This window comes from Flavobacterium jejuense (assembly GCF_006491595.2).
GTDB lineage: Bacteria > Bacteroidota > Bacteroidia > Flavobacteriales > Flavobacteriaceae > Flavobacterium > Flavobacterium jejuense.
Genome location: NZ_VEVQ02000002.1, coordinates 161934 through 184464, shown reverse-complemented (window position 1 = coordinate 184464; position 22531 = coordinate 161934). Strand labels below are relative to the sequence as shown.

The 22531-nt window shown below is 31.0% G+C and carries 17 protein-coding genes; 10 read left to right on the top strand and 7 right to left on the bottom strand.

The window, feature by feature from the left end:
- Positions 1–128 precede the first annotated feature (128 nt).
- From FIA58_RS03610 to FIA58_RS03590, 5 genes are read left to right on the top strand one after another with little or no spacing between them, the layout of a single operon-like run.
- On the top strand, positions 129–1586 hold the full coding sequence (locus tag FIA58_RS03610) for a sodium:solute symporter family protein (protein WP_140960161.1): 1458 nt from the start codon (positions 129–131) through the stop codon (positions 1584–1586).
- The gene (locus FIA58_RS03605) at positions 1576–2010 is read left to right on the top strand and encodes a GNAT family N-acetyltransferase (protein ID WP_140960159.1); all 435 of its coding nucleotides are present in this window, start codon (positions 1576–1578) and stop codon (positions 2008–2010) included. Before FIA58_RS03610 ends, FIA58_RS03605 begins: the two co-directional genes overlap by 11 nt.
- A gap of 6 nt (positions 2011–2016) precedes the next feature.
- Positions 2017–3147, top strand: a complete 1131-nt coding sequence (locus tag FIA58_RS03600) for an amidohydrolase (RefSeq protein ID WP_208022750.1) — start codon at positions 2017–2019, stop codon at positions 3145–3147.
- On the top strand, positions 3140–4291 hold the full coding sequence (alr, locus tag FIA58_RS03595) for an alanine racemase (RefSeq protein ID WP_140960155.1): 1152 nt from the start codon (positions 3140–3142) through the stop codon (positions 4289–4291). Before FIA58_RS03600 ends, alr begins: the two co-directional genes overlap by 8 nt.
- Positions 4291–5364, top strand: coding sequence for an alanine/ornithine racemase family PLP-dependent enzyme (locus tag FIA58_RS03590; protein WP_140960153.1), 1074 nt, complete (start codon positions 4291–4293; stop codon positions 5362–5364). Before alr ends, FIA58_RS03590 begins: the two co-directional genes overlap by 1 nt.
- A gap of 63 nt (positions 5365–5427) precedes the next feature.
- On the opposite strand, the gene FIA58_RS03585 is transcribed toward FIA58_RS03590, so the two are convergent.
- From FIA58_RS03585 to FIA58_RS03570, 4 genes are read right to left on the bottom strand one after another with little or no spacing between them, the layout of a single operon-like run.
- Positions 5428–7548 carry a protein-disulfide reductase DsbD family protein gene (locus tag FIA58_RS03585; protein WP_140960151.1) on the bottom strand — a complete coding sequence of 707 codons (2121 nt, stop codon included), beginning with the start codon at positions 7546–7548 and terminating at the stop codon, positions 5428–5430.
- Positions 7548–8852 (bottom strand): tRNA lysidine(34) synthetase TilS, encoded by a 1305-nt coding sequence (gene tilS / locus FIA58_RS03580; protein WP_140960149.1) that lies wholly within the window; start codon positions 8850–8852, stop codon positions 7548–7550. Before tilS ends, FIA58_RS03585 begins: the two co-directional genes overlap by 1 nt.
- 16 nt (positions 8853–8868) lie before the next feature.
- Entirely contained in the window at positions 8869–10158 is a 1290-nt protein-coding gene (locus tag FIA58_RS03575) for an anthranilate synthase component I family protein (RefSeq protein ID WP_140960147.1), read from the bottom strand.
- A gap of 50 nt (positions 10159–10208) precedes the next feature.
- Positions 10209–11600: a hypothetical protein gene (locus tag FIA58_RS03570; RefSeq protein ID WP_140960145.1), complete on the bottom strand. Its 1392-nt coding sequence runs from the start codon at positions 11598–11600 to the stop codon at positions 10209–10211.
- Between the two features lie 336 nt (positions 11601–11936).
- Here FIA58_RS03570 and FIA58_RS03565 point away from each other — a divergent pair, with 336 nt between their 5' ends.
- A complete protein-coding gene (locus FIA58_RS03565; RefSeq protein WP_140960143.1) occupies positions 11937–14159 on the top strand; it encodes an NADP-dependent isocitrate dehydrogenase in 2223 nt (740 codons plus the stop codon).
- Positions 14160–14250: 91 nt separating this feature from the next.
- On the opposite strand, the gene FIA58_RS03560 is transcribed toward FIA58_RS03565, so the two are convergent.
- Positions 14251–14922 (bottom strand): hypothetical protein, encoded by a 672-nt coding sequence (locus FIA58_RS03560; protein WP_140960141.1) that lies wholly within the window; start codon positions 14920–14922, stop codon positions 14251–14253.
- Positions 14923–15052: 130 nt separating this feature from the next.
- On the opposite strand from FIA58_RS03560, the gene FIA58_RS03555 reads away from it, so the two are divergent.
- The 3 genes from FIA58_RS03555 to FIA58_RS03545 are packed head-to-tail and all read left to right on the top strand — an operon-like array spanning position 15053 to position 18970.
- Positions 15053–17431 (top strand): TonB-dependent receptor, encoded by a 2379-nt coding sequence (locus FIA58_RS03555; RefSeq protein WP_140960139.1) that lies wholly within the window; start codon positions 15053–15055, stop codon positions 17429–17431.
- Positions 17432–17435: 4 nt separating this feature from the next.
- The gene (locus FIA58_RS03550; RefSeq protein WP_140960137.1) at positions 17436–18260 is read left to right on the top strand and encodes a DUF4249 family protein; all 825 of its coding nucleotides are present in this window, start codon (positions 17436–17438) and stop codon (positions 18258–18260) included.
- Positions 18261–18307: 47 nt separating this feature from the next.
- A complete protein-coding gene (locus FIA58_RS03545) occupies positions 18308–18970 on the top strand; it encodes a thiamine diphosphokinase (RefSeq protein ID WP_140960135.1) in 663 nt (220 codons plus the stop codon).
- Between the two features lie 122 nt (positions 18971–19092).
- Here the strand turns inward: FIA58_RS03545 and FIA58_RS03540 are convergent, their stop codons facing one another.
- Entirely contained in the window at positions 19093–19716 is a 624-nt protein-coding gene (locus FIA58_RS03540) for a hypothetical protein (RefSeq protein ID WP_140960133.1), read from the bottom strand.
- Positions 19717–19722: 6 nt separating this feature from the next.
- A complete protein-coding gene (locus tag FIA58_RS03535) occupies positions 19723–20292 on the bottom strand; it encodes a C40 family peptidase (RefSeq protein WP_140960131.1) in 570 nt (189 codons plus the stop codon).
- Positions 20293–20493: 201 nt separating this feature from the next.
- Between FIA58_RS03535 and uvrB the strand changes: the two genes are divergently transcribed.
- A complete protein-coding gene (gene uvrB, locus FIA58_RS03530; RefSeq protein WP_140960129.1) occupies positions 20494–22482 on the top strand; it encodes an excinuclease ABC subunit UvrB in 1989 nt (662 codons plus the stop codon).
- Positions 22483–22531: the final 49 nt, after the last annotated feature.

Here is a 22531-nt window from a genome sequence, read left to right as displayed (position 1 = left end):
TATCTAACTAGTAGCTATAAGATTTTTTCAATAAAATCTTTCATTTTGATCATTCGATTTGCAGTAAACTGCATCAAGCCTTTGGAAAAATTCCGGTACGGGCTTACTTAATTTGAAAAAAGAATATAATGCACACGATAGATTATTTAATCTTTGTGGTTTACATGCTAGCCATGCTAGGTGTAGGCTTTTATTTTTACAAAAAAAACACCTCTTCAGAAGATTTTTACGTTAGCGGACGCAACATGAGCAGTTGGCACATTGGCTTATCAGTGGTAGCTACTGATGTAGGTGGTGGTTTTTCCATTGGTTTAGGAGGACTCGGTTTCACCATGGGAATTTCAGGTTCGTGGATGCTTTTTACAGGATTAATTGGTGCTTGGTTAAGTGCGGTGTTTTTAATTCCTAAAGTAAGTAAATTGGGTCACCAACATAAATTTTTCACTTTCCCACAAATATTCAATCATTTTTATAGTGCCAAAGTAGCCTTATTAGCAGGGATTATCTCTGCAATAGGATATATTGGTTTTACGAGTTCGCAAGTTTTGGCTGGAGCCAAATTAGCCTCAGCTACTATTGATGGTTTAGATCTACAATGGGCATTAGTAATTATGGGAGCAATTGCTGTGGTTTATACTGCTGTTGGTGGTTTAAAAGCTGTAATTTACACGGATACCATTCAATGGATTATCCTAATTGCTGGTTTGGTTTTCATCGGAATTCCTATTGCTTACAATGCTGTAGGTGGTTATGATGTCATTAAAGCTACTTTAGCTCCAGAATATTTATCCTTAACAAATGTAACTTGGCACCAACTTCTAAATTGGGCAGTAACCATTATTCCCATTTGGTTTATTGGAATGACTTTGTACCAACGTATTTATGCTTGTAAAGATGAAAAAGAGGCAAAAAAAGCTTGGTTTATTGCAGGTTTATTCGAATGGCCTATAATGGCTTTCATGGGTGTAATTCTAGGAATGTTAGCTAAAGTGGCTGCCACTCAAGGCATGTTTGATGGTATTACAGATGCTTCAGCCATGGATAGCGAAATGGGATTACCAATCCTTTTAAGTACCATTTTGCCTATTGGATTAATGGGATTAATGTTGTCTTCCTATTTTTCAGCTATTTTATCAACTGCTGATAGTTGTTTGATGGCAGCCTCAGGAAATATTGTAACGGATATCATTTCGAAATTCTCTAAAAAAGAATTCTCAGAAAAGAAAATGTTGCAAATTTCTCAAATAGTGACACTTTCTGTAGGCGTTTTTGCTATTCTTTTGGCTTCCCAAATGCAAAATGTATTGGAATTAATGCTCTACTCCTATGCCTTTATGGTTTCGGGATTATTTGTACCTGTTTTAGGTGCTTTGTTTTGGAAAAAAAGCAATCCTGTTGCTGCTTTTTGGAGCATGCTTTTAGGTGGTTCTACCACAATAGGTTTAATACTTTCTGGTAATAAATTACCGTTAAATTATTCGTTACCCGAACATTTAGATGCCAATATCTTTGGAATTAGCGTATCTTTAATAACATTCATTTTATTATCTAATTATCATTATAAAAAAAACAACAATGGAATTTAAAATCATAACTCCTGAAACAGGAGAAAATAAAACCTATTCACACCAAACTATTGCCAACTTCTTATTTACGCATTTAGAACAATATGGTGACAAAACGGAAGACATTCTAAAATGCATTGCTTATGCTATGAATCCTGAAAAAGGTGGTAGTATAATTGTAGGTTTAGATAAAGAAAAAATTGTAGGAGTGGTTATTCTTAACAATACAGGAATGGGTGGCTTTATTCCTGAAAATATTTTGGTTTACATCGCAGTTGATAATAGTCAAAGAGGAAAAGGCTTTGGTAAAAAACTAATGCAAAAAGCGATTGAAACAGTAAAAGGTGATATCGCTCTTCATGTGGAACCTGATAATCCTGCTAAAATCTTATATGAGAAATTAGGGTTTACCAATAAATATTTGGAAATGCGTTTAACGAAATAATACATTTTGGAAGAACTTATTCAGTTAAGACAAGAACTACACCAATATCCTGAAATTTCAGGCAATGAATCTAAGACAGCCCAACGCATTTTAGATTTTCTATCAAAATACAAACCCGATCAAATGATTACAAATTTGGGAGGTGAAGGTATTTTAGCTATTTATAAAGGAAAAGAAACTGGTAAATCAGTATTATTTCGATGTGAATTAGATGCTTTACCTATTTCCGAAATTAACTCATTTGATTACAAATCGGTTTATGAAGGCGTTTCTCATAAATGTGGTCACGACGGTCACATGGCTATTTTGTGTGGTTTAGCTAAAAAGCTACATGAAAAACCAATAGAAAAAGGAACAGTACTACTTTTGTTTCAACCTTCAGAAGAAGATGGAAATGGAGCTAAAAGAGTTTTAAAGGATTCTAAATTTGAAGGCATTCAACCTGATTTCGCTTTTGCCTTACACAATCTTCCTGGTTATAAAAAACATCAAATTGTTATTAAAGAAGCTACTTTTACTTGTGCTGTTAACAGTATGGTTATTCAATTAGAAGGAAAAACGTCTCATGCGGGCGAACCTGAAAACGGCATCAATCCAGCTTTGGCTATAGCCGAAATGCTTACTCTTTTCAACTCAAAAATATGTACTGATGTTGCTTCTAAAGCATATTGCCTTATTACTCCTATTCATATCAATATGGGTGAAAAAGCGTATGGTGTTTCAGCAGGCTATGGAGAAGTTCATTTTACTATAAGAAGTAATAGTAATGCACATATGAGAATCATTGAATCCAATTTGGAAGAAAATGTACGAAAAATTGCTTCGAAATTCAATTTGAAAACAAATATACATTGGACACAAAGCTTTCAAGCCAATGAAAATAATTTGGAAGCTGTGAATTACATTAGAAAAGCTGCTTCAAATCTCGATTTAAACGTATTAGAAAAAGAATTGCCTTTTACTTTTGGAGAAGATTTTGGTTTATTTACTCAAAAATTCAAAGGAGCCATGTTAGGATTGGGTTCTGGTGAAAACACACCTGCTCTCCACAATCCTGATTATGATTTCCCTGATGAAATTATAACCACTGGTATTTCTTTATTTTACCAAATTGCTAAAAAAACTTTAGATGCATAAAAATTCGGTGATCGAGATTAGCCAAAAGGCACATAAAGAGAATATCGATTTTCTAAGAAAAACCTATGGAAAAAAAGTCATACTTTCTTCTGTAGTAAAAGGAAACGCTTATGGTCATGGATTAGCCGAATTTGTTAAAATGGCTTTTGATAATGGAGTGAATCATTTTTCGGTTTTTGATGTGGAAGAAGCAAAAATTGTTTTTGATACTTTAAAGAGTACTGTTACTATATTAATAATGGGTTTTGTTGCTGATGATGATATGCAATGGGTAATTCAAAACAAAATAGAGTTCTTTGTTTTTGAACGTTATAGATTAGCAAAAGCAGCTAAAGTAGCCAAAAAGTTAAAGCAAAAAGCAATTATTCATATTGAAGTAGAAACGGGCATGAACCGCACAGGTTTTGAAGTTAAAACAATTGCTAAAGTAGCACAATATCTTATTAAAGAGAAAGAGAATATTCGTTTCAAGGGACTTTGCACTCATTATGCTGGTGCTGAAAGTATTTCCAACTATTACAGAGTGTCTAAACAAATTGAACTCTTTAATAAAGCAGAATCCATTATAAAATCATTTGGAATACAACCAGAAATTAGGCATTCGGCTTGTTCAGCTGCCTCGATGATGTTTCCAGAAACCCGAATGGATTTAGTTCGTATTGGAATTCTTCAGTATGGATTGTGGCCTAGTCCAGAAGTTTTCGTAACTTTCCTAAATGCAAAAAAGACAAAAAATGACCCTTTACAACGCGTTATTTCTTGGAAAAGCGAAATTATGAGTGTAAAACGTGTTAAATCAGGAGAATTTATTGGTTATGGCACAAGTTTTATGGCAAAAGAACACATGAAAATAGCAACCATTCCATTAGGATACTCTCATGGTTACAGTCGCTCTTTGAGTAACCAAGGACGTGTACTAATAAATGGACAACGCTGCATGGTCATTGGAACTGTCAATATGAATATGTTAACTATTGATGTTTCTGAAATTGAACACGTTAAAAAAGGAGATGAAGTAACACTAATTGGTACACAAAAAAATTTATCTATTACTGTGTCTTCTTTTAGTGACTTTAGTAATCAATTAAACTACGAATTATTAACACGTATATCTAAGACTATTCCTAGAAAAATAATACAATAATGGCATTTATAAAATTATACCGTAAAAAATTACAAGAGAACTATAAGTTTTTAGATAATTTATTTAAAGAACGAAATATAGAATGGGGTGTGGTTACCAAATTGCTTTGTGGAAATACTATTTATTTAAAAGAAATCATAGCACTAGGCGTAACCGAAATGCATGATTCAAGAATTAGTAATCTAAAAAAAATAAAAAAACTAAACCCTGAGATTCAAACCGTATATATTAAACCCCCTTCTAAACGAAACATTGAAAGCATCGTTAAATATGCAGATGTAAGTTTTAATACCGAAATTTACACCATTCAAATGCTTTCTGAAGAAGCCAAAAGACAAGGTAAGGTGCATGGTGTTATGATTATGATAGAAATGGGCGATTTGCGTGAAGGTGTTTTAGGAGAAGAATTATTAAATTTTTACGAACAAGTATTTAGTTTACCTCATATAGAAATTACTGGAATAGGAACCAATTTAAATTGTTTAAGTGGTGTGATGCCTACACAAGATAAATTGATTCAGTTAAGTTTATACAAACAACTTATTGAAGCCAAGTTTAATGTGAAAATACCATGGGTTTCAGGAGGAACTTCTGTAGCAATTCCTTTGATGCTTAAAAATGCACGTCCTATGGCAGTGAATCATTTTAGAATTGGAGAAGCTTTGTTTTTTGGTAAAGATTTGTTTACCAATGATACAATTGTAGGCCTACATAATGATGTTTTTAAATTGTATGCTGAAATCATAGAAATTACAGAAAAATCAAATAGCCCTATTGGTGAATTAGGTGAAAATGTAGCTGGAAATACTTATGAAGTAGATGAAAATGTAGATTTAAGTGAAACTTCATTACGAGCTATTTTAGATTTTGGTTTACTAGACATGCAACCACAATACTTAAATTCAGATGATGAGACTATAACTATAATAGATTCCAGTTCGGACATGACTGTTATAGATATTAGTAACTCTAAAAAGAAATACAAAGTTGGTGATGTAGTTACATTTAAATTACAATATATGGGTGCTCTTTATCTATTAAATTCTGATTATATAGAGAAAGTAGTGGAATAAAAAAAGCCTTAATCCATAAAGATTAAGGCTTTCATATAATTTAAAAAGATATCTAGATTAATTTTATTTTGTATTAAAATTAGCAATTCCTTGCTCTAACCAAGCTTTGTATTCCTGAATATCTGGTGTATAACCCACTGGTTTGTTTAAATTTTCCTCATCATGTCCCATTAAAATATAATACGGTTGAATATTGGCTTTGTATTTAGTAATTCCTAAATCGCTCCATTTCTGACCAAATGTATTAATTTCTTTACCATTGGCAGTAATGTATTTTTTATCATCTGGTAATTCAGTTCTGTCATCTACATATAAAGAAACCAATACTATATCTTTATTAAGTATGGAAAGTATTTCAGGTTTTGCCCAAACTAATTCCTCCATTCTTCTACAATTCACACAAGTTTTCCCTGTAAAGTCAATCATAACAGGTTTTCCTACTTTTTTTGCGTAAGCTAAGCCTTTGTCATAATCATGAAAAGTTACAATCTTATGTGGTCCATAATGCGCTTCTTCAGGTAAATCTGCTTCTTTTGAAACATTAGCAATAATTACTTCATTTTTAAAACCAACCCCATTAGGACTTTCGCTATAACTCATTGGAGGCGGAAAACCGCTAATTATATTCAAAGGTGCTCCCCAAAGACCAGGAATTAAATAAATGGCAAATGAAAGTGACAACAATCCTAAAAGCAATCTACCGACTGAAATATGAGATAATTGACTATCATGAGGCAAAATAATTTTACCAAAAAGATACAAGGCTAAGCCAATAAAAATTGCAACCCAAATAACAATAAACACTTCTCGTTCTAAAATATGCCAATCCATTACTAAATCAGCCATAGATAAGAACTTGAATGCTAATGCCAATTCAATAAATCCAAATACTACTTTAACTGTATTTAACCATCCTCCTGATTTTGGCAAATTACCCATCATACTTGGAAAAAGAGCAAAAATCATAAAAGGAAAAGCCAATCCTAATCCAAAACCTAACATAGCAATGGTTAACAAAGTAGCTCCACCATCAGTTGATAAAACGCCACCAATAACCGCTCCTAATGCTGGACCAGTACACGAAAATGAGACAATTATTAATGTCAATGCCATAAAGAAAATACCAACAAAACCACCTTTATTAGAAGCATTATCCACTTTATTTGCTAATGCTGAAGGCATTGTTATTTCAAAAGCTCCTAAAAACGAGATAGCAAATACTACAAATACTATAAAGAAAAATACATTTAAGTAAGGATTCGTAGAAATTTCATAAAACACATCTGGACTTAAACTTTGAAATAGATGAAAAGGCAACGAAATTAAAACATAAATTAATACTATAAAAACACCATACATTAAAGCATTGAATCGGCCTTTTTTCTTATCTCCTTTGGCACTTTGCTTCAAGAAAAAACTTACCGTCATTGGAATCATTGGAAAGACGCAAGGAGTAAAAGTGACAAATATTCCAGCTATTAAAGTCAATAAAAATAATGTCCAATTACTCATCTCTTCCTTTGGTTCAAAAATTGTCTCTTTTTCCTGATCAGCTACTTTTACTATTTCTTTTGTTATTTCAACTTCCTCAGCACTAGTATTTACAGGATCAATTATTACTTCTTCAACTAGAGTTGTAGCTCCTTCATCAATATTTTTTTCTTCTTTATTACTTAGTGAAACTATCTCAGTTTTTTTCTCTTCCTTTTTTGTCTCAACCTTCTCCTCTACTTGAATCTCAGGAAGTTTAAAAATCAAATTATCATCTTCTTGCACACATCTTCCGTCTATACAAGTTTGTCCTTCCAATAAAACTTTAATTTCTTTCAGTTTAGGATTCGTAACCTTTATCAATTGCTTGAATTGAGCTGTATTGGTGAAAAAATATTCATCTACTTCAAAAACATCGCTATACTCTTTTTGATATTTTCCTTGTTTAGTATCTCCAACTAATTGATAGTCTTTACCAGCTTCTTTAAAAGTAAAAACTAAAGGTTGCGAGCCTCCATCGGGTGTGTTTAAAGCATACAAATGCCAACCAAATTCAATTTGGGCATCCATAACCAGTTCAAATTCAGTATTGGTTTTTTGAACTAGTTTGGTTTTCCATTTTACCACATCAACAATTTGAGATTGTGCGAAAAATGAAAATAGAAATACGATAGCAACAAGTAATTTCTTCATTATTTTAATTCTATTTTTAATATATTCTTAGTTTTTGTGTTTGCCAAAAATTGTTTGTCTGCTCTTTTACCAATTATCCAAACAATTTTATCATTTGAAGTAAGCAACCATTGCTTTTCTTTATCTAAAAGCGAATATTTTTCATCTTTAAAATATTTACTCAACTTCTTTTTACCTTCCATTCCTGAAGGATAAAAATAATCTCCTTCTTTTCTCTTTCTTAATTGCAATGGAAAAACTAACTTTTCCTGGTCCACAAAGATAACATTGTTAGTCGGTTCTAAAATGTCATCTGTCTGACAAAGGGCAACATTTAAGGGAAATTTAAGACTTTTAGTATTTTTATCAATAAAAAAAACTTCTTCTGCTGAAATAATTTTTGGAGAAAGAATCAAAAAGTTTCTATCTTTTAAAAGCAGGTGTGTATTTGAAAAAATTTGTTTTCCAGACTGAGCTTGTATTAATTCATAAATATCATTCCAAGCAGTAAATCCATATCTTTTCAACCATTGGTACAAATAACTTTTATAATTTGTATAGGTCAATAATAACTTGCAATCAATTTGAATAATATCTTCTTTTGTCGTAACCACTTTTTCAAATACCCATTTAGAAGCATCTTCAACTAAAGTATTGGCTTCTTCTAAATGTTCCAATGTGTCTTGAAAACTATTCAAAAAGCTAGGATTCAATTCCTTTAAAATTGGGACAACTCGATGTCTAATCTTATTTCGCACATATTTATCAGATGCATTACTAGCATCTTCCCTCCATAATATTTTATTTTCTTTAGCATAGTTTTCAATTTCTTCACGCGAAATTGTTAACATTGGTCTGATAATAGTATTATTTTGAGCTGGAATTCCTATCAAACCATCTAAACCAGTACCTCTAGCCAAATTAATTAAAAACGTCTCAATTTGGTCATCTAAGTGATGTGCCGTTAAAAGAAAATCATAGTTTTCATTTTCTAATACTTTATTAAACCAATCATATCGTAATTTTCGAGCTGCTAATTGAATAGAAAGTTTGTTCTCATTAGCAAATTCCTCAGTATCAAATTTTTGAATAAAAAAAGGAATTTGTAATTCGGTTGCTTTTTCAATTACGAAATTTTCGTCTGCATCACTTTCTTTTCCTCTCAATTGAAAATTACAATGTGCCACTGCTATTTCAAATGATAACTTTTTACAAAGATTTAACAGAACCATACTATCAATTCCTCCACTTACAGCAAGAAGCAAGCGTTTGTCTTCTAAATCAGAGAAATTTTTATTTAAATGGTTTTGGATTTTTTTTAGCATAGCCAAAAATAAGAAATTAATTGTTTTGCAACACTTCAAACATCGCTTTGGCTTTTAATAAGCATTCTTCATATTCATTTTCAGGGATAGATTGTGATGTAATAGCACTACCAACAGAAAACGACACATATTGATTTTTAACATTATACAAGATACTTCTTATGACCACATTAAAATCAAAATCTCCTGTTGGAGTAAAATAACCGACTGCTCCACTATATAAACCTCGCTTAGTTTCTTCAAGTTCCTCTATAATCTTCATAGCTGAAATCTTTGGAGCTCCTGTCATACTTCCCATTGGAAAAGTCGTTTTTAGAATTTCTATTGGTGAAAGGGTATTCTCTACCTTAGAAACTATTGTAGAAATGAGTTGATGCACTTGTTTAAAAGTATACACTTCACACAATTCTTCAACTACAACCGAGCCTTTTTTAGCCGTATGTGACAAATCATTTCGAACTAGATCCACAATCATAATATTTTCGGAACGTTCTTTTTCATTTTTAGCCAATTCATCTTTCAAAAAAGTATCTTGTTCCAAATCAGAACTTCTTCTTGCTGTTCCTTTTATGGGTTGAGAAATTACTTTATCACCTTCTTTTTTCAAATACCGTTCAGGAGAAGCCGAAAGCAAATACTGATCATTATTCTTAAAAAAAGTAGCAAAAGGAGCTTCTGAAATAGCATCTAGTTTTTCATAAATAACGACTGGATCAATGATTGCCTCTTTTGCAAAAAACTCCATGCAAAAATTAGCCTCATAAATAGATCCAAGATGAATATATTCCAACATTTTAGTCACTTTTTCAAGGTACATTTTTTTAGGAATTTGTTGCTCTATTTGTGGAGTTTTAAAAGTGATATCTGAGATTTGAAAATTAGAAATTTCAATGAAATCACCTTCAACCTCATCATCACACATATTCAAATAATGAATTTCTAATTCACTTTCTTTCAAGAAAAATAATTTCTTAGGTTGAAAAAAATACAACTCAGAAAAATTTAAACCATCTTTATTTTTAGATTGTAAGACTTCTGTATCATTCTTTAAATCATAAGATAAATAGCCAAATAACCAATCTTTACTATGTGATTGATATTGGTACAAATCTTCAAAAGCATTATGATAATCTGTTACAATAGATGTAAAAGCTTCAACTGCAACAACACAATCGAAAGTACTATATTTTTGTTGGTATTCATTAGAATCTAAAAAAGCAACCTCTCTAAATTGGCTAGACCAATGTAGAAGACGTTGCTTAAAATCTTTAGGGTTTGAAATATATTTTGTAATAGCTGTTCTCAAATTTTAAAATTATAATTTAAAAACCCAAAATTACAATTTTAAAAAACAATCTACTTAATTAACTCTACAATTAAATTGCAACCATTAGCTAATATATTTGTATTCGAATCACCTAATGAAGAATAAATAGCTACTGGTTGATACGCTGTTAAATTAACAAGTTTAACAAAAGAAACTGTTCTAGTATCTCCATTCGATATTGTTGCATAAGTTCTAGTACCAGGAATCTCTGTTCCATATATACCTAAAAAAAATTCTGGATTTATAGTACCTCCTGAATTTTTCTTTAAAGAAATTGTATATGATACTCTATATAATCCTGTTTTTTGCACTTGAATGTTATTTGTTCCAAGCACTATTGTACTTCCGCTTACAACACCATTTGTACCTAAAGTAATTTGACCAGAAATTAAAGCTGTATCTGAATTTCTATAAATTTCTCCATATAATTTCAACTCGTTTAAATCAGACCAACTTGCCTTTCCGTGGCTATCTGAAACCAATACTTTTCCATTCGCTTGTGTACCATCAACAATTTTTACTGAACCGTTAACATGTAATCTTTCATCTGGTGTATTTGTTCCTATTCCAACTTTATTGTTAGTATTGGTTGTACTACCTAAAATAATAGAGTTAGCTTGTGTAGCTGTAGCTTGATAACCTATTGCAGTTGCATTTTGAGCACTTGCATTCGCCTCAGTTCCTAATGCCGTTGCTTGTTGTCCTGAAGCTATTGCTGAATTTCCTAAAGCTAGAGTATTATTATTAGATGAAGTAGCACTTACCCCTAAAGCTATAGATTTAAAACCAGTAGCAGAAGAAACTTTACCAATGGCTACCGTTTCATTATTTGTAGCTGAAGAACTAAGTCCTAATGCTAAAGATTGAAATCCACTAGCTATCGAAGACCTACCAATTGCAACAGCTTCATTTGAAGTAGATGCATTTGCAGAAGTACCAATTGCAATTGAATTATTATCATTTGAAGTAGCACCACTTCCTATAGCAAGACCCCCGTTAGGATGAAATCTTCCAAAGTTAGAATTATTAACTTTAAATAGTAATGGATAATAATTATTTGTACCTAAATATTCACTACCTGTTGATAATGTATTTCCTGTTAAATCCCAACCACTAATAGATCCAGTAGCAGAGGCTACTGAACTCCCTATTTTTTTCCAAACAGTATCCCAATAATAAAATCCAGGAGTTACATCTGAAGCTGTAGCTGTGTTGTAAATTAATAAACTTGTTGCCGGACTAGTTATAGTAGTAGTATCTGTAGTAGACAATAAACTTATTCTTGGAATTAATAATCCAGAATTTTTACTTTTTATTTCCAATGCAGAAGAGGCACTTGGAGTTGTGGTTCCAATACCTACTTGAGAAAATAAAAAACTAGTAAAACAACATGCAATGGTTAATAGCAATGTTCTTTTCATTATCGATAAAATTATATTTAATTTATAATATTCGGCAAATATACAAAACGCATCTTAACTAAGTTCCTTACTTTTATCATTTTAGCATATATTATTTTATCAATTGCAAATATTATTTTTTACTCAAAAGCGTTTTTATCTATTTTTAAAGAACTAGGACAGTTCAACATCAAAAAAACAACTCGATTTTACAATTAAAATAATGAATTCGTAAAAATACACCTGATTAATTATCAAATTACAAAATCAAACGTTTTCGATTGAAAACAGAAAAAAAAGGTCTGAATTTCTTATATTTGTCTCACTAAAAATTAATTAAAATAAAACACATAATTCATGTCAAACCAACCAAGAATCATTTATACGATTACTGACGAAGCCCCTATGTTAGCTACACACTCTTTTTTACCTATAGTAAAAGCCTTTTCAAAACCAGCTAACATTACATTAGAAACAAGAGATATTTCTTTAGCTGGAAGAATATTAGCCAATTTCCCTGAATTTTTAAAGGACGATCAAAAAATAGCTGATGCATTAACTGAACTTGGTCAATTAGCAACTACACCAGAAGCAAATATCATTAAATTACCTAATATTTCTGCTTCAGTTCCTCAATTAAAGGAAGCTATAACAGAATTGCAATCTCAAGGCTATGCTATTCCTAGTTTTCCAGAAGAACCACAAAATGAAGAAGAGAAAGTTATTAAAGCTAAATATGCAAAAGTATTAGGTTCTGCTGTAAATCCTGTACTTCGCGAAGGAAACTCTGACAGAAGAGCTCCTAAAGCGGTTAAAAATTATGCCAAAGCCCATCCGCACTCAATGGGTGCTTGGTCAAAAGATTCAAAAACACATGTATCACACATGACAAATGGGGATTTTTATGGTACTGAAAAATCAGTTACAGTAAAAGATGCTGGAAGTTTTACCATCGAATTTACTGATGAAAACGGTTCGACTAAAATTTTGAAAACAAGTTCCCCATTACTAGCTAATGAGATTATAGATACGTCTGTAATGAACATGAACAAACTAAAATCATTTATTTCTGAACAAGTAGCTGATGCAAAAGCAAAAGGAGTTTTATTTTCTGTTCATTTAAAAGCAACTATGATGAAGGTTTCAGACCCATTATTATTTGGTGCTTTTGTAGAAGTATATTTTAAAGATGTTTTTGAGAAATATGCAACTCTTTTTGAAGAATTAGGAGTAGATACTCGTAACGGGTTAGGTGATGTTTATGCTAAAATTAAAGGAAATGCTAAACAAGCTGAAGTAGAAAATGCTTTAACTACAGCTATCGAAAACGGTCCAGCTTTAGCAATGGTAAATTCTGATAAAGGAATCACCAACTTACATGTTCCTTCTGATGTTATTATTGATGCTTCCATGCCAGCAATGATTCGTAATTCTGGTCAAATGTGGAATGTTGCTGGAAAATCACAAGATACAAAAGCAATTATTCCAGATAGATGTTATGCCGGAATTTACCAAGCAACTATCGATTTTTGTAAAGAAAATGGAGCTTTAGACCCAAAAACAATGGGAAGTGTTCCAAATGTAGGTTTAATGGCTCAAAAAGCAGAAGAATATGGTTCACATGACAAAACTTTCCAAATAGCTTCTAATGGTACTGTATTAGTAAAAGATGCTAATGGAACTGTTTTAATGGAACAAACTGTAGAATCAGGTGATGTCTTTAGAATGTGTCAAGTGAAAGATGCCCCTATTCAAGATTGGGTGAAATTAGCAGTAAACAGAGCTAGAGCAACTGGTGTTCCAACTGTTTTTTGGTTAGACGAAAATAGAGCTCATGACAGACAAATTATCGAAAAAGTAAATTTATACCTAAAAGATCACGATACAAATGGTTTAGATATTCGTATCATGAATCCTGTGGATGCTACTAAATTCTCTCTAGAAAGAATTGTAAAAGGGTTAGATACAGTTTCTGTAACTGGAAATGTATTACGTGACTATTTAACTGATTTATTTCCGATTTTGGAAGTTGGTACATCAGCAAAAATGCTATCTATTGTTCCTTTAATGAATGGTGGTGGTTTATTTGAAACTGGTGCAGGTGGTTCAGCTCCAAAACATATTGAACAATTTATAGAAGAAGGCTATTTACGTTGGGATTCATTAGGTGAATTTTTAGCATTAGGTGTTTCATATGAACATTTAGGTAATGTATTTAACAACCCTAAAGCATTGATTCTATCAGAAACTTTAGATGAAGCAACAGAATTGTTTTTACAAAATGACAAATCTCCAGCTAGAAAAATTGGAAGCATTGATAATAGAGGTTCGCATTTCTATTTGGCTTTATATTGGGCAAATGCATTAGCTAACCAAAATAAAGATACTGAATTAAAAGCAACCTTCGGTCCTATTGCTGCAGATTTAAATATGAACGAAGTTAAAATAAATGAAGAATTAATAGCAGCTCAAGGTAAACCACAAGCAATTGGTGGCTATTATCATCCTAATTTTGAAGCTACTGACAAAGCAATGCGTCCTAGTATTACATTAAATACTATTTTAGATAAATTAAATTAATATATATATATTATTTAATTCAACAAAAAAGCGACCAAATGGTCGCTTTTTTGTTGAATATAGTAGGTTTATCAAAAGCATTAATAAGCTATTATTTACCTTCTTCTATCGGTTTTATATACTCAATAATAAATTTAGCTGAAACACCTGTGTTTAAACTCCAATCATTAATCGTTATTAAATTTCCATTATCATCATAAATAGCAAAAGTAGCTGTATTAGGGCCTGATAAACCTTGATTCAAAGCTAATATATCTAATAAATTATCTCCTTCTCTTAGTTCAACATAATTGGTTTTATAACTAGTTCCCAAGATAATGCTGGAAACCAAAATTGCATTATTTAATATTATTTGTACTTTATCTCCATCAGGATCAGCAAAATCACGTGTCATAATCTTGATAATAGGAGTAGAAACTTTATATTTACCAAAAAAAACATCCTCCCAATTTCCTTCTTTAGCTAATTCTTTATTCAGTTTATCTCTTACTTCATCTCCAAGATTAATGAATTTTTTATTATCTTCTAACTCCAATACACTTTTTGTCGGCTTTGCTTTATTTAAATCGGAATACTTTTTTAAATAATTTTCATCTTTATCTAAAACACTTTTATACTGTAAAGAAGGAAGTGATGAAGGTGAAGGTGCAGTATTGGTTTCAAAAGGGTTACTTAGTTGTAAATTAAAAACTTGTTTCTTTTTATCAACTTGAGAAAACAAGCTAACAGAAAACAAAACAAACAACAATATTACTTTTTTCATCTTACAAATTCATTTACAGCAAACCTATAATTTAGTCTACAATTCTGCCTAATAATTAACCATACATTAACAATTTTTATACTCAAAGTACAAAAATATTTTGTCACTTTTGTACAACAAAAATCATACCATGAGCAAATCTATAAAATTAGTTTTACTATTTGTAGCATTATCTTTTTTAAATCAGAATTACGCACAAGAAAAATTCTCGTTAAGTGGAACACTATCAGATAAAAACACAAATGAAACCTTAATTGGTGTAACTATAATTATAGAAGAATTAAAAACAGGAACTACAACAAATGAATATGGTTTTTACTCCATAACGCTTCCTAAAGGAGAATATACCGTTCGTTATACTTATATAGGTTTTCAAGATAGTATTGAGAAAGTTAGCCTTACAGAAAATATTAGAAAAAATATTAGTCTTAAAGAAAGTGACTTTCAATTAGATGAAATTATAGTTTCAGAAAATATTGAAAAACCAAATATCGAAAAACCAGAAATGAGTGTGAATAAAATTTCGGTAAACACAATCAAAAAAATGCCTGTAATTCTTGGTGAAACGGATATTTTAAAATCGATATTAACCTTGCCTGGTGTAACTAATGCTGGTGAAGGGCAATCTGGCTTTAACGTTAGAGGTGGTGCAGCAGACCAAAATCTAATTCTATTAGATGAGGCAACTATCTATAACTCTTCTCACCTATTTGGTTTTTTCTCGGTTTTTAATGCTGATGCTATTAAAGATTTAAAACTTTACAAAGGTGGTGTTCCTGCTCGATTTGGAGGAAGGGTCGCTTCGGTTTTAGACATTTATCAAAAAGACGGTAATAGTAAAAAATTTCATGCTAGTGGCGGAATTGGGCTTATTTCCAGCAGAATTTTGGCAGAGGGACCAATCGTAAAAGATAAAGGTTCTTTTTTAGTAGCTGGACGAAGTTCATATGCTCATTTATTTTTGAAGTTAACAGATAATAAAAACTCTGCTTATTTTTATGATTTGAATACTAAATTAAGTTACAAACTAAACGACAACAACAACTTATATCTTTCTGGTTATTTCGGTAGAGATGTTTTTAGCTTAAATCAAAGTTTTGTAAATACTTATGGTAATTCCGTTTTAAATTTACGATGGAATCATTTATTTGATGATAAATTATTTTCAAATTTATCTTTTATTTATAGTGACTATTATTACGGATTAACACTTGATTTTATAGGGTTTAATTGGGACAGTGGTATTAAAAATTATAATCTAAAATATGATTTCAAACACTATTTAAACGATAAAACAAAATTGACGTATGGAGTAAACGCTATTTATTATGATTTTAATCCAGGAAAAATTGAACCTAGTGATGAGAGTTCCACAATAAATCCAGATCAATTGGATAAAAAGTATGCTTTTGAACCTGCTTTATATATTGATGCTGAACAAAAACTATCTAGTAAGTTTTCTATCAATTATGGTTTACGTTACAGTTTATTCTACCGTTTAGGAGCACAAGAAATTAACGTTTATGCAAATAATGAAGCTGTTTCTTACGATAATGATCTGAATATATATGAAAAAGCAACACCTATTGGTACAAAAAAATATAGAAGTAATGAAGTAATAGCTAATTTTAGTAATCTGGAACCTAGATTATCAATGGCTTATATTATAAATGAGAATCAATCTGTGAAAGCTAGTTATAATAGGATGTCACAATATTTACATCTTATTTCTAATACGCAATCTCCTACTCCTTTAGATGTTTGGGCTCCAAGTGATGAATTCTTAAAACCACAAATTCTAGACCAATATGCCATTGGTTACCAAAAAAACACAAAAAATGGCAAATATTCTTTTGAAGTAGAATCCTTTTACAAATATGTAAGAAATCGTTTAGATTATATTGATGGTGCGGATTTAATTGCCAACAACGCTATTGAACAAGTAGTTTTAGCCGGAAAATCAAGAGCCTATGGATTAGAAGTTTTAGCTCGAAAAAACGAAGGAAAATTAAACGGTTGGATATCCTATACTTTATCTCGTTCAGAACAAAAAACTGCTGGTCGAACTCCAGAAGAAATTGGAATAAATAATGGAAATTGGTACAAAACCGGTTGGGATAAAACCCATAATTTATCAGTAACAGCAATGTATGAATTAAATGACAAATGGAGTTTTGGAAGTATTTTCTCATTACAAACTGGTCAGCCAGTAACCTATCCAAATGGTCAATATGTTTACCAAGGTATTTCTGTTCCTAGTTATGGAGAAAGAAATGCTAATAATTTACCAGTATATCATCGTTTAGATATTTCTGCTACTTTATCTCCTAGAAATAATGCTACTAAAAAGATAAAAGGCGAATGGGTTTTTGGTATTTACAACTTGTATAGTAGAAAAAATGCAGCCTCAATTAATTTCAGACAAAATGCTGATTCTGGAAACAATGAAGCTGTTCGACTTTCTATTTTTGGAATTGTTCCTAGTATAACCTATAATTTTAAATTTTAATACAATGGTAAAAATTATAATAAAAATATCGATTGTAATCATAACTTTGATAACAATGATTGCTTGCGAAGATGTAGTTAATGTTGACTTAGATACAGCTGCTCCAAAACTAGTAATTGATGCTGCTATTAAATGGGAGAAAGGAACAACTGGAAATGAGCAAACTATCCGATTAACAACTACTAGTAACTTCTATACAAATGAAGTTCCTAAAGTTACTGGAGCTACAGTTTCAATAACAGATGAATCTACTGTTTATGATTTTATTGAAGATATTGGCACAGGAAATTACATTTGTACTAACTTTAATCCTGTTTTGAATGGAAATTATACTTTAACAGTCATTTACAACGGACAAATCTATAACGCAACTGATAAGTTATATCCTACACCAGATATTGAATCCGTAGAACAAACTGTAACCACAGGATTTGGTGGCGAAGAGAATGTTCAAGTGAAATTCTTTTATCAAGACAATGGTGCTGAAGATAATTTTTATCTAATTGGTTTTAAAAACAGTACTGTTTCCTTTCCTGAATATGGTGTGGTTGATGATGAGTTTTTTCAAGGCAATCAAATGTTTGGATTGTATATAGATGATTTACAAGCTAACGACCAACTTACTCTATCGCTTCAGGGAATTTCTTTTAGATATGCTAATTACATGGATAAATTACTGAATATTGCTGGTACTGATGGAGGAAATCCATTTTCGACTGCTCCTGCTACTTTAAGAGGAAATATTGTAAATGAAACTAATCCAGATAATTTCCCCTATGGTTATTTTAGTTTAGGAGAAATAGATACGCAAGATTATGTAATTCAATAAAACTATAATCATTTTCTTATATTCGTATTTATTTTAAAAAAACTACTATGTCTTCACATCATATTGTTCGCGATGACCAAGAACCAGCTTTAATAATTGCAAACGGAGCTGCTTGTAGTGAAGAATTATTAGGACAATTGCTTGAATGGTCTCCTTTAGTAATAGTATTAGATTCAGCTATTGAACGTGTTTTGGAATTAGGCATTAAAGTAGATGTCTTATTGGGAGATTTTGATAGAGATTTTGATGCCAATTATTATAAAGAAAGTCAGTATCCAATTGAAATTGCACATACTCCTAATCAAGATAAAACTGATTTAGAAAAAGCTTTTGACTATCTAATTAATAGAAAAATTCCAGCTGTAAACGTAGTTTGGGCAACAGGAAAAAGAGCAGATCATACGATTACTAATATTACCAATATTGTTCGATTCAGAAATCAATTGAAAATTGTGATTTTAGATGATCATTCGAAAGTGTTTTTGTTACCTAAAAAGTTTGAAAAATGGTATCCCAAAAACAGTATCATTTCATTAATTCCAATTGGTGAAGTATCCAATATTCATTCCAAAAATCTTTTTTATCCTTTAGAAAATGACTCTTTAACCATTGGTTACCGAACTGGAAGTAGCAATCATGCTTCTGAAGATGGAATTGTTATGATTACGCACGAATCTGGAGATTTACTTCTGATGGAGTGTTGGGATTAATTATAAAGTTCTCTGGAATAGTACAAAAATAATTATATAATTTCAGACAATTATAAATAAACTAAATAACAACAATTAGAAAAAAGCACTTAAAATTCTTATGTGATTTTCATACTAACAATTTACTTGAAATACTCTATATATTCTTCTGTTGGCTTAAATGTTACTGATTGAACAGTTGGTATATTATATTCAGGTCTTTCTAGTTCACAATATCTAAATCCTAATTGACTTATAAAATGAATAGCATTCTCGAAAGCAGGTGAATTAGCTGTCTTTAAAGTTACCTCTCCACTTTCTAAGAATCCACATTTATAAAAAAATCCAATTAAAAAAGATATTTTTTTATTATTTTCATCGAAATTTTGTTCATTTAAACTCAAATTATAAATACTATATTCTTTTCCATCTTTTTCATCAATATATTCATAATCAGGTTCAATTTCTATTTTATAATATTTATTGAAATGTTCTGCTAATTGCTTATTGTAAAATGAAAAATTAAGTTTTTTAATTTCATTTTTGGGAATTTTATGGTATTTAGTTAAAGTATCCAAAAAAACATCTGAAAGCTCTGATTTTACAGTTGCTAAATATGTTCCTTTTTCAGTATTATCCAAAGCTATATATCTACCATTATAATCATCAAACATTCCTAACAAGAAACTATCAATATTAAGTTTAAATTTATTTTGTGCGTTCGTTTGCAAACAAAATAATACTATTATGATTATATAATATCTCATAAACTTCTATTTATTTATCACATCAACCACTTTATAAAATCGTTTCGAATAATGTGCCGAATTTAATTCGCTAATAGTAACTTTCATTGCTTTTCCAGAAGAAGCGTGAATAAATTTGGAATTGAACCCATCTGCCTCGCAAACAATTCCTAGATGACCAATTGAAGTACTGTCTTGATATCCTGTAAATACTAAAACATCTCCTAAAGCAATAGCATCTACATCTATTTTTTTACCAAAGTTTTTAAATCCACTAGAACTTCTAGGAACAACAATATCAAAATTCTTAAAAACATAATTCACAAATCCGGAACAATCAAATCCTTTTTTGGGATCTTGAGTAGCATAAACATAAGGTACATCTATAAAAGTTTTGGCAAAAGCTACCAATTCTTCCCTATTAACTATTTCTTTTGAAGATTCTATTTTTACTATTTCTTCTGTTTCTTTTTCTGGTTGAATTCCTACTAATTCTAATTCAGTTGACTTTGTTTTTTGTTTTTCAACCTTTGAATCATTAAAACATTGAAAACTTAACAACGTAGTAGTTATTGCAATAAAAAAATTCACTCTCATCTGTTTGTTTTTAATATGTTATCCAAAAATAACGCATTCAAAATAGAATTCTGTTAAAATAAGATAAAAGTCAACAATTCACTATCTTTGTTTTTTAGCAAAATTATATGAAATCATTAAGTATAAAAAGTTTGCGAAAGCAAATAAAAATGATAGTATAAGCTAATTTCATATACAGCACTAAAAACAAAAATTAAACCTATGAAATTTAAAGTTGTTTCTGATTACAAACCTACAGGAGATCAACCACAAGCCATAGAAAAACTCTCAAAAGGGATTCTTAATGGTGAAAAATATCAAACGCTATTAGGTGTTACTGGTTCTGGTAAAACTTTTACTGTTGCCAATGTGGTTCAGGAAGTGCAAAAACCAACTTTAGTTTTAGCTCATAATAAAACGTTGGCTGCCCAATTATATTCTGAATTCAAACAATTCTTTCCTGAAAATTCAGTGCAATATTTTGTTTCATATTATGATTACTATCAACCAGAAGCTTTCATTCCAGTTACAGGAACTTATATAGAGAAGGATTTATCCATTAATGAAGAACTAGAAAAATTACGACTAAGTACTACTTCTGCCCTACTTTCTGGTCGAAGAGACATTATTGTCATTTCCTCTGTTTCCTGTTTGTATGGTATTGGTAATCCTGTTGAGTTCCAAAAAAACATTGTTGCTGTTGAAAGAAATCAAGTGATATCACGTACGAAATTATTACATCAATTAGTTCAAAGTTTATACTCCCGTACAGAAGCTGAATTTACTCCTGGTACTTTTAGAATAAAAGGAGATACGGTTGAAGTTTTTCCAAGTTATGCTGATGAACCTTTCCGAATTCATTTTTTTGGAGATGAAATTGAAGAAATTGAAGCCTTTGATGCTAGAGATTCAAAAGTAATTGAGAAATATGAAAAACTAAATATTTATCCAGCGAATATGTTTGTAACCTCACCAGATGTGTTACAAGCTGCTATTTGGGAAATCCAACAAGACATGGTCAAACAAGTGGAGTATTTCAAAGAAATTGGGAAACACCTTGAAGCAAAACGCTTAGAAGAACGTACCAATTTTGATTTAGAAATGATTCGTGAACTTGGCTATTGTTCTGGAATTGAAAATTACTCACGCTATCTTGACGGAAGACTTCCAGGAACACGACCTTTCTGCCTTTTAGATTATTTTCCAGATGACTTTTTAATGGTAGTTGATGAAAGTCACGTTACTATTTCTCAAGTGCATGCTATGTATGGTGGCGATAGAAGTAGAAAAGAAAATTTAGTAGAATATGGCTTCCGATTACCTGCTGCAATGGATAACCGTCCTTTAAAGTTTGAAGAATTTGAAAGTTTACAAAACCAAGTAGTTTACGTTTCTGCTACACCTGCTGATTATGAATTACAAAAATCGGAAGGGATTTATGTAGAACAAGTGATTCGCCCAACTGGACTATTAGATCCTGTGATTGAAATTAGACCAAGTGCTAATCAAATAGATGATTTAATTGAAGAAATTCAATTGCGTTGTGAAAAAGACGAACGGGTTTTGGTAACCACTTTAACCAAAAGAATGGCAGAAGAATTAACCAAATATTTGACTAAAGTTGCCATTCGTTGTCGTTATATACATAGTGATGTGGACACATTAGAACGTGTTGAAATCATGCAAGATTTACGAAAAGGGTTATTTGATGTACTTATTGGTGTAAACTTATTAAGAGAAGGATTAGATTTACCTGAAGTTTCTCTTGTAGCTATTTTAGACGCTGATAAAGAAGGTTTTTTAAGAAGTCATCGTTCGTTAACACAAACTGTTGGTCGTGCTGCTCGTAACGTAAATGGAAAAGCGATTATGTATGCGGATAAGATTACCAATAGTATGCAAAAAACGATTGACGAAACTACTTACAGGAGGGAAAAACAAATGGCTTACAATACAAAGCACGGTCTAGAACCAAAAGCTTTAAATAAAAGTTTAGGAAATGCTTTGAGTGGTAACTCAGTATCTACTCAGTATTACGATAATTTAGAATACAAAGCTGCAGAGCCTGAAAGCGAATACTTATCAAAACCCGAAATTGAAAAGAAAATTCGAGATAAAAGAAAAGCCATGGAAAAAGCAGCCAAAGAACTCGATTTCATGCAAGCTGCTAAATTAAGAGATGAAATTAAAGCTTTACAAGAAAAAATATAATTTTAACTTTTTGTTCAGCAGTGCTTACAACTTATAACATAAAACTTAT

Coding starts and splice junctions, on each gene's coding strand:
- tilS (WP_140960149.1), bottom strand. CDS start 8,852: ATGCTAAAAAAAATCCAAAACCATTTAAATAAAAATTTCTCTGATTTA.
- FIA58_RS03540 (WP_140960133.1), bottom strand. CDS start 19,716: ATGAGATATTATATAATCATAATAGTATTATTTTGTTTGCAAACGAAC.
- FIA58_RS03560 (WP_140960141.1), bottom strand. CDS start 14,922: ATGAAAAAAGTAATATTGTTGTTTGTTTTGTTTTCTGTTAGCTTGTTT.
- uvrB (WP_140960129.1), top strand. CDS start 20,494: ATGAAATTTAAAGTTGTTTCTGATTACAAACCTACAGGAGATCAACCA.
- FIA58_RS03535 (WP_140960131.1), bottom strand. CDS start 20,292: ATGAGAGTGAATTTTTTTATTGCAATAACTACTACGTTGTTAAGTTTT.
- FIA58_RS03550 (WP_140960137.1), top strand. CDS start 17,436: ATGGTAAAAATTATAATAAAAATATCGATTGTAATCATAACTTTGATA.
- FIA58_RS03610 (WP_140960161.1), top strand. CDS start 129: ATGCACACGATAGATTATTTAATCTTTGTGGTTTACATGCTAGCCATG.
- FIA58_RS03585 (WP_140960151.1), bottom strand. CDS start 7,548: ATGAAGAAATTACTTGTTGCTATCGTATTTCTATTTTCATTTTTCGCA.
- FIA58_RS03555 (WP_140960139.1), top strand. CDS start 15,053: ATGAGCAAATCTATAAAATTAGTTTTACTATTTGTAGCATTATCTTTT.
- FIA58_RS03590 (WP_140960153.1), top strand. CDS start 4,291: ATGGCATTTATAAAATTATACCGTAAAAAATTACAAGAGAACTATAAG.
- FIA58_RS03565 (WP_140960143.1), top strand. CDS start 11,937: ATGTCAAACCAACCAAGAATCATTTATACGATTACTGACGAAGCCCCT.
- FIA58_RS03605 (WP_140960159.1), top strand. CDS start 1,576: ATGGAATTTAAAATCATAACTCCTGAAACAGGAGAAAATAAAACCTAT.
- alr (WP_140960155.1), top strand. CDS start 3,140: ATGCATAAAAATTCGGTGATCGAGATTAGCCAAAAGGCACATAAAGAG.
- FIA58_RS03545 (WP_140960135.1), top strand. CDS start 18,308: ATGTCTTCACATCATATTGTTCGCGATGACCAAGAACCAGCTTTAATA.
- FIA58_RS03570 (WP_140960145.1), bottom strand. CDS start 11,600: ATGAAAAGAACATTGCTATTAACCATTGCATGTTGTTTTACTAGTTTT.